Source organism: Lacinutrix sp., assembly GCF_037625555.1.
GTDB lineage: Bacteria > Bacteroidota > Bacteroidia > Flavobacteriales > Flavobacteriaceae > Lacinutrix.
In genome coordinates this window covers 64,768-72,252 of record NZ_JASJHV010000105.1, presented here as the reverse complement: position 1 = coordinate 72,252, position 7,485 = coordinate 64,768, and the positions used below count along the sequence as shown (strand labels likewise).

At 29.6% G+C, this 7,485-nt stretch carries 8 protein-coding genes; 4 read left to right on the top strand and 4 right to left on the bottom strand.

The features are described 5' to 3' along the window. Positions 1-127: 127 nt before the first annotated feature. The gene (locus QNK89_RS09055; RefSeq protein WP_340170698.1) at positions 128-1,672 is read right to left on the bottom strand and encodes a ribonuclease E/G; all 1,545 of its coding nucleotides are present in this window, start codon (positions 1,670-1,672) and stop codon (positions 128-130) included. Between the two features lie 373 nt (positions 1,673-2,045). Beyond that, positions 2,046-2,336, bottom strand: a complete 291-nt coding sequence (locus tag QNK89_RS09050; RefSeq protein WP_034060825.1) for an HU family DNA-binding protein — start codon at positions 2,334-2,336, stop codon at positions 2,046-2,048. A gap of 136 nt (positions 2,337-2,472) precedes the next feature. Between QNK89_RS09050 and mutY the strand changes: the two genes are divergently transcribed. The 4 genes from mutY to gldD all read left to right on the top strand — a co-directional run bounded on the left by mutY (position 2,473) and on the right by gldD (position 6,003). Further along, complete coding sequence (gene mutY / locus QNK89_RS09045) at positions 2,473-3,513, top strand: A/G-specific adenine glycosylase (RefSeq protein ID WP_340170697.1); 1,041 nt, start codon at positions 2,473-2,475, stop codon at positions 3,511-3,513. 92 nt (positions 3,514-3,605) lie between these two features. Next, positions 3,606-4,049: a single-stranded DNA-binding protein gene (gene ssb, locus QNK89_RS09040; RefSeq protein WP_340170696.1), complete on the top strand. Its 444-nt coding sequence runs from the start codon at positions 3,606-3,608 to the stop codon at positions 4,047-4,049. A 16-nt stretch (positions 4,050-4,065) separates the two neighbouring features. Further along, entirely contained in the window at positions 4,066-5,370 is a 1,305-nt protein-coding gene (locus QNK89_RS09035) for a gliding motility-associated protein GldE (RefSeq protein ID WP_340170695.1), read from the top strand. Positions 5,371-5,412: 42 nt separating this feature from the next. After that, on the top strand, positions 5,413-6,003 hold the full coding sequence (gldD, locus tag QNK89_RS09030) for a gliding motility lipoprotein GldD (RefSeq protein WP_340170693.1): 591 nt from the start codon (positions 5,413-5,415) through the stop codon (positions 6,001-6,003). Between the two features lie 31 nt (positions 6,004-6,034). Here gldD and QNK89_RS09025 read toward each other — a convergent pair whose 3' ends face one another. Together QNK89_RS09025 and QNK89_RS09020 are read right to left on the bottom strand one after the other, a co-directional pair. Further along, positions 6,035-6,466, bottom strand: a complete 432-nt coding sequence (locus QNK89_RS09025; RefSeq protein WP_340170692.1) for a PH domain-containing protein — start codon at positions 6,464-6,466, stop codon at positions 6,035-6,037. 496 nt (positions 6,467-6,962) lie between these two features. Beyond that, on the bottom strand, positions 6,963-7,478 hold the full coding sequence (locus QNK89_RS09020) for a heavy metal-associated domain-containing protein (RefSeq protein ID WP_340170691.1): 516 nt from the start codon (positions 7,476-7,478) through the stop codon (positions 6,963-6,965). Positions 7,479-7,485: the final 7 nt, after the last annotated feature.

Sequence of the window (7,485 nt, the reverse complement as noted above, 5' to 3'; positions counted from 1 at the left end):
CAGACGTTCAGAATTTAAAATATTAAGTGGTGGACCAAAAGCTAAATAAAAACACACAAAAATAAATCAGTTTAACCAACTAATTTAAACCACAAAAAAAGCCGCAACTGATGTTGCGGCTTTTTTATTATTTAATCTTGTTACCATTTTTATCTAAAAAATGATATTCTAAATATGTGTAAGCATCTCTAGGTTGTATTTTGACCCATTTTTTGTGTTCAAAAAACCATTTTGAACGAATAGATGGAAAACCTTTAGTTAAAAAGGCTGCTATAAAAGGATGTGTGTTTAAAGTTATCTTTTTATAGTCTTTTTTTAATAATATCTCTAAATCATGATTGATTTTAGATAAAATTCCTATTGGAGCTTCAACCTCTGCACCACTATTGCCGTCAGGATTTTCCTCTCTGGTTTTAATGTTCATTTCGGGTCTTACTCTTTGTCTTGTAATTTGAATCAATCCAAACTTACTTGGAGGTAATATTTTGTGTTTTGCTCTATCATCTTTCATTTCATCACGAAGATGATTGTATAGTGCTTTTCTGTTTTCAGCTTTATTTTGATCGATAAAATCTACTACTATAATTCCTCCCATATCTCGAAGGCGAAGCTGTCTAGCAACTTCAGTAGCAGAAATCATATTAACTTCTAAAGCTGTTTCTTCTTGTGAATTAGCTTTATTAGATCTATTTCCACTGTTAACATCAACAACATGCAATGCTTCTGTGTGCTCTATAACTAAATAAGCGCCTTTAGCCATTGAAACCGTTTTTCCAAAAGCGGTTTTAATTTGTCTGTCAACTCCAAATTTTTCAAAAATAGGAGTATTAGATTGATGTAGTTTTACTATTGATTCTTTGTTAGGTGCAATTTCCTGCACATAATCTTTAATTTGAATATAAAGCGATTCGTCATCTACTTGAATACCTGTAAACGAGTCGTTAAAAATATCTCTTAATATTGAAGAGGCTTTATTTAACTCGGCATGTACTTTAGAAGGATGATGTGCTTTATTCAATTTTTTACACATTGCGGTCCAACGACCTAGCAAATTCTGTAAATCTTTGTCTAATTCGGCTACTTTTTTGCCTTCGGCTACTGTTCGAACAATAATACCAAAACCTTTTGGTGTAATACTTTTAACCAAACGTTTTAATCTGTCTTTTTCGCCTTTGTCTTCTATTTTTTGTGAAATAGAAATTCTATCACTAAAAGGTACTAGAACTATGAATCTACCAGCTATAGAAAGCTCAGAGCTTATTCTTGGGCCTTTTGTAGATATTGGTTCTTTTACTATTTGTACCAACATTGATTGATTAGACTTTATAACATTGGCAATTTTGCCATCTTTGTCTATATCTTTTTCAAATTGGTAATCTTTTAGTGAAAAGTCATTTAATTTACCTGTGCTTACACGTTTTGTGAATTGTAAAAGAGAAGATATTTTTGGGCCTAAATCGTGATAATGCAAAAATGCATCTTTCTCGTAACCTACATTTACAAATGCAGCATTTAGTCCAGGAACAGCTTTACGTATTTTGGCAATAAACACATCACCAACAGCAAAATTGTTACTATCTTCTTCCTTATGTAATTCAATAAGTTTTCCATCTTTTAATAAGGCAAAATCAACACCGTCAGAATTAGATCTGATAATCAATTCTTTATTCATACTGTTAATTTTAATCTATTATACACGAAGTATAACAGATGGATTATACATTATTCTACTTGGTAAATTTTACCAAGTAGGATGTCTTATGTAAATAAGACATTCACAGGATTTTTAATAAAAATCCGAAGAACTTATACTACACGCAAGGTTTTACGTGATAATAGTTAAGTTCGTTTTCAAAGAACATTGTTTTTAACAAATCAAAAAAGTAGTTATAAAAACTACTTTTTTGAATTATTTTTTCTTTTTATGACGATTAGCGCGTCTTCTTTTTTTACGCTTATGCGTTGCAACCTTGTGTCTCTTTCTTTTTTTACCGCTTGGCATAAGATGTCTGGTTTTAAATTAATAATTCGTTTTATGTTGTAAATTACTTTACGTCAACATTAGTTTTTACACCTTCTACAAAAACTTTTGCAGGTTTAAATGCTGGTATATTGTGTGCTGGTATTTTAATAGTTGTATTTTTTGAAATATTTCTACCTGTTTTCTCAGCTCTAGTTTTTATGATAAAACTTCCAAAACCACGTAAATAAACATTATCTCCACCTTCTAAAGATGTTTTTACTTCTTCCATGAATGTTTCTACGGTCGCTTGAACGTCTCCTTTTTCAATTCCTAATTTCTCAGAAATTTTTGATACTAAATCAGCTTTAGTCATTGTCTTTCTCTTGTTTTGTTATTACTATAATTAAGGGTTGGCAAATATAGGAATTAAATATTCAATATTTCAAACCTAATTCATTAAAATTTAATAGGATAAAGAATTACTTTTGTTGGCGAATCTTATCAATTAAATGGATATAACAGAAAAACTAATTAGCTGGTACTTAGTTAATAAAAGAGATTTGCCTTGGCGAAAAACTAAAAACCCATATTTTATTTGGCTCTCAGAAATTATTTTACAACAAACACAAGTTGCTCAAGGTCTTCCATATTACGACGCATTTACCACAAAATTTCCAACAGTTTTTGATTTGGCTAAAGCCGAAGAATCCCAAATTTTAAAACTTTGGCAAGGCTTAGGTTATTATTCTAGAGCTCGAAATTTGCATGCTTCTGCTAAATATATTGTTGAGGAATTAGATGGACATTTTCCAGATACCTATAATGAAATAATTAAGTTAAAAGGTATTGGGGATTATACAGCAAGTGCTGTTGCATCTATTTGCTTTAATGAAACCACAGCAGTTGTAGATGGTAATGTTTATAGAGCATTATCAAGAATTTATGGTATTTGTACACCTATTAATACAGGAAAAGGTTTTAAAGAATTTAAGGCTCTTGCTCAAGAATTAATAGACAAAAAAAGGCCTGCAACCTTTAACCAAGCTATTATGGAGTTTGGTGCAAGACAGTGTAAACCAAAAAATCCAGATTGTAATAGTTGTCCTTTTTCAGGTACATGTATAGCGTTACAGCAAGATAGAATTAGTGAATTACCTGTTAAGCTGAAAACTTTAAAAGTGAAGATAAAACACTTTAATTTTATTGTAATTCTTTCAGAAGACGGAAAAACAATATTAGAAAAACGAGAAGGTAAAGGTATTTGGCAAAATTTATATCAGTTTCCTTTACTTGAAACAAAGAAACCTTCCAAAGTCAATGAAATTGAAAACCAACTAAAAGACTTTTCAATTTTAAAAAACAAAACTTTTAGTGTCTCTATATACAATGAAACACCAATAATTCATAAATTGTCGCATCAGCATTTAAATACAACTTTTTGGATTGTAACTGCAGATAGTAAGCTTCAACAAGGAGTATTTGTAGATAAAATAACAGATTTTCCGGTACCAATATTAATAGCTAACTTTATAAAAAGCTTTAATTTTTAATATCTTAAACTTAGATGGTCTTTCTTTTTTTATTAAATTTAAGTTTATCAATTGGTAAAAATGTAATTTTGCCATTGTAAATAATATATATTATGTCTGGAACGTTAAATAAAGTAATGCTAATTGGGCATTTAGGAGACGAAGTAAAAATGCACTATTTTGAAGGTGGAGGCTGTGTTGGGAGATTTCCTTTAGCCACCAACGAAACCTATACTAACAAAACTACAAACGAGCGTGTAACTAATGTAGAGTGGCATAATATTGTTTTAAGAAACAAAGCTGCCGAAATTTGCGAAAAATATCTTTCTAAAGGAGATAAAGTATATATAGAAGGTAGAATTAAAACCAGAAAATGGCAAGATGAGTCTGGAAACGATCGTTACAGTACAGAAATTCAAGCCAATGAATTTACTTTCTTAACCACAAAAAAAGACAGTCAAGCTGCTACTACACCACAAGCTCAAGTGCAAAAGCCAACAGAAAAAAAAGCCGAACCTGCTGGAAATACAGCTAGCGACGACGACTTACCATTTTAAACTAAATTTGTAACCATTGGATCCTGAACCCACGAGTTTAATTATTACTTTTTTAACCGTAGAAATTTCTGCAATATCTGGCTTTGTACTACTTTTTGTATTATTATTTTGTTCAGCATTAATATCTGGAGCTGAAGTTGCATTATTCTCTTTAACAAAAACAGATTTGGAGAGTGAAGAACTTCAATCTAACAAAGCGAGCCAAATTATTAACAAGCTTTTAGAACGCCCTAAAAAATTATTAGCAACCATATTAGTTGCTAATAATTTTATAAATATTGGTATTGTTATTCTCTTTGCTTTTTTAGGTAATTTTATGTTTCAAAGCATTACTAATGCTGTTTTAAAGTTTATTGTAGAAGTTGTAGTTGTAACTTTCTTAATTTTACTTTTTGGCGAGATTTTACCTAAGGTTTATGCAAGTAGAAATAATATAAAGTTTTCTATGTTTATGGCTTATCCGTTAAAAGTATTAGACTTTATTTTTTCACCTTTAAGTTTGCCAATGCGTGCGATAACACTTGGAATTCACAATAAGCTAGGAAAACAGAAATCTAACCTAAGTGTAGACCAATTATCTCAAGCTTTAGAGCTAACAAGCGAAGACGATACTACTAAAGAAGAACAAAAAATATTAAAAGGAATTGTTTCTTTTGGTAATACAGATACTAAGCAGGTTATGCGACCTCGTTTGGATATTTTTGCCTTAAATATTGAGCAAAATTACAGTGAAATTATTGGAGAGATTACAACTAATGGCTATTCTAGAATTCCTGTTTTTAAAGACAATGTAGATACTATTGTTGGTATACTTTATGTAAAAGATTTGTTGCCACATATAGACACTAAAGAATTTAATTGGACTACTTTGTTGCGCGAACCGTTTTTTGTGCCAGAAAATAAGAAAATAGACGATTTAATGTCTGAGTTTCAAGAAAAGAAAGTACATTTAGCAGTTGTTGTAGACGAGTATGGTGGTACTTCTGGCTTAGTCTCTTTAGAAGATATTATCGAAGAAATAGTAGGAGATATTAGCGATGAGTTTGACGATGAAGACGTGCATTATTCTAAACTAGACGATAAAAATTATGTATTTGAAGGTAAAACGGCTTTAAAAGATTTTTATAAAATTTTAAAGTTGGAAGAAGAAACTATTTTCGAGGATAATAAAGGTGAAGCAGAAACTCTAGCAGGATTTATTCTAGAGATTTCTGGAGGTTTCCCAAGGCAAGCCAGTAAAATAAATTTTGAAAATTACGTTTTTACTATAGAAGCTTTAGATAAAAAAAGAATAAAGCGCGTAAAGGTTACTATCCCTTAAACACTAAATTTGTTAGACAAAGCTTTTCAAGTGCTTTTTATTATGAAAAAAAACTTATTCTTTATTGTTTTACTAGTGATGGCTTTTTCAGGTTGTACTGAAGACCCAACACCAAAACCAAACGCTTATTTAGCTTTAGAATATCCAGAAGCCATTTATAAGTCAGAAAATATTGCCAAAATGCCTTTTACATTCGATCGTAATGCATTAGGTAAAAACTTAAGAACAAAAACACTTAAAGGAGAAACTACTAGTTATGGTATTAATATAGAGTACCCAAACCTAAAAGGTACCATATACATTACTTACAAAGCTATAGAGAATAATAAAACGTATTTAAACACTTTTTTAAAAAATGCTCAAAATTTTACGCAGGAGCATACACAAAAGGCAGATGCTATAGACGAATTTGAATACATAAACCCAGAACGTAGAGTTTATGGTATGTTTTATGATGTTGGTGGAAACGCAGCTTCACAATCTCAATTTTATGTAACAGATAGTATTAACCATTTTATTACGGGATCGTTATATTTTTATGCAAAACCTAATTACGATTCTATTTTACCAGCCTCACATTATCTTCAAAAAGATATTAGACGTATTATGGAAAGTTTAAAGTGGAAAAAATAGTAAGCTTTTACTTGTTTGCTTTAATAGTTTACTAGTTTGTAATTAAATTGTTTTTTATTTCAGGATTTATACTTGTTAAGTAACCAGCAAAGTCATGTTTGTTTTTTGGTGAAATTATAATTTCATGAAACTTTCCATATTTAATTTCAATTCGATCGAAAGAGGCTGCTGGAGAAGAAATAATATTATTAGTCTTAGTGATTTCTTTTATTTCTTGAATATTTATTGGTTTATAGGTAAAGAAACCACATCTAATTTTAAGCTTATTATCTTGAATAGTGTATTCTGTCTTAAAAAACATATGAGATATAAAACCAAAAAGTATTATTAAAAATAAGCCTGTTAAAATAATATTTTGATTTAGTCCGTTTTTAATAATATTTAGAATTAATGGGCTAAAAAAAACTAAAAATACAGTAATTAATAATCCATAAGAAACCTTAGAGTAGTATTTTCTTGGCATAATTATTAGTTATTAATTATTTTTTTCATTCTTTTTAATGTTATTTCATCTTCTATATCATTCCTATGGATTGATACTACTATAAACTTATCAATTAATCCATTTTTATTATATGTATTCAAAATCAGTACTATATCAGTTTTTTCGATTGTTATAATTATAATGTTTTTTAATATTGATAGTATCAGCCTTAAAATAAAAACTATCAGTATTGTTAATTATCCAAGGATTAGAAATTGTTGAAATCATTTTACGAGATTCTTGGTCAATACTTTTCCTAAGTATTTTTTTTAATTCTGATTTTTCAGGATTTGTATTCTGAGCGGATAGTCTTGAACAAATCGAAAAAAATACCACTAAAATTAGAAGTCTATACATTGGATTTTTACTTGTAACTAACCTATTATGAAATGCTATCTAGTAAATATAATTCTTTTTCCATAAAAAAAGCTCCAACATAAATGAAGGAGCTTTTTTTGTTTTTAAGTATAAAAAATTATGCTTTTGTTTCTTTAGCACAACATGCTTTTTTACAATCTTTAGCACAAGCTGTTTTTTCTGCTTCTGTTTTATTTTTACAACACTCTTTTTTGCAATCTGCTGCGCAAGCTTTTTTCTCTTCCTTAGAGAAATCATTTACAGTTTTCATGTCTTTTACTTTGTAAGTATCTTCAACACTTGTTACAGTAGCTTCTAGAGAAGTAGGAGTTACTTTTGCTTCGTCGTATTCTACCATTGCTAATTCACGTCCAAAATCAACAGTAGCAGATTTTACACCTTCCATTTCAGCCATTTTTTTCTCTATTGTTTTTGCGCAACCCATTGCACATGTCATGCCTTCAATTTTAAACTCTGCTTTTGCGTATGTTGCATTTGGGTCTAGTTCTGCTTTTTTTCCTTCAACTATAGTTTCAACTTCAACAGTTTTAACTTCTGGTTCTGCTTCGTTTTTACAACTAAAAGCTGCAACTGTAATAATAGCTATTGCTAATATGTTTTTTAAATTTTTCATCGGTATT

Excerpts from the sequence above, each read along its gene's own strand:
- ssb (WP_340170696.1), top strand. The coding sequence starts at position 3,606 with ATGTCTGGAACGTTAAATAAAGTAATGCTAATTGGGCATTTAGGAGAC.
- mutY (WP_340170697.1), top strand. The coding sequence starts at position 2,473 with ATGGATATAACAGAAAAACTAATTAGCTGGTACTTAGTTAATAAAAGA.
- gldD (WP_340170693.1), top strand. The coding sequence starts at position 5,413 with ATGAAAAAAAACTTATTCTTTATTGTTTTACTAGTGATGGCTTTTTCA.
- QNK89_RS09055 (WP_340170698.1), bottom strand. The coding sequence starts at position 1,672 with ATGAATAAAGAATTGATTATCAGATCTAATTCTGACGGTGTTGATTTT.
- QNK89_RS09020 (WP_340170691.1), bottom strand. The coding sequence starts at position 7,478 with ATGAAAAATTTAAAAAACATATTAGCAATAGCTATTATTACAGTTGCA.
- QNK89_RS09050 (WP_034060825.1), bottom strand. The coding sequence starts at position 2,336 with ATGACTAAAGCTGATTTAGTATCAAAAATTTCTGAGAAATTAGGAATT.
- QNK89_RS09025 (WP_340170692.1), bottom strand. The coding sequence starts at position 6,466 with ATGCCAAGAAAATACTACTCTAAGGTTTCTTATGGATTATTAATTACT.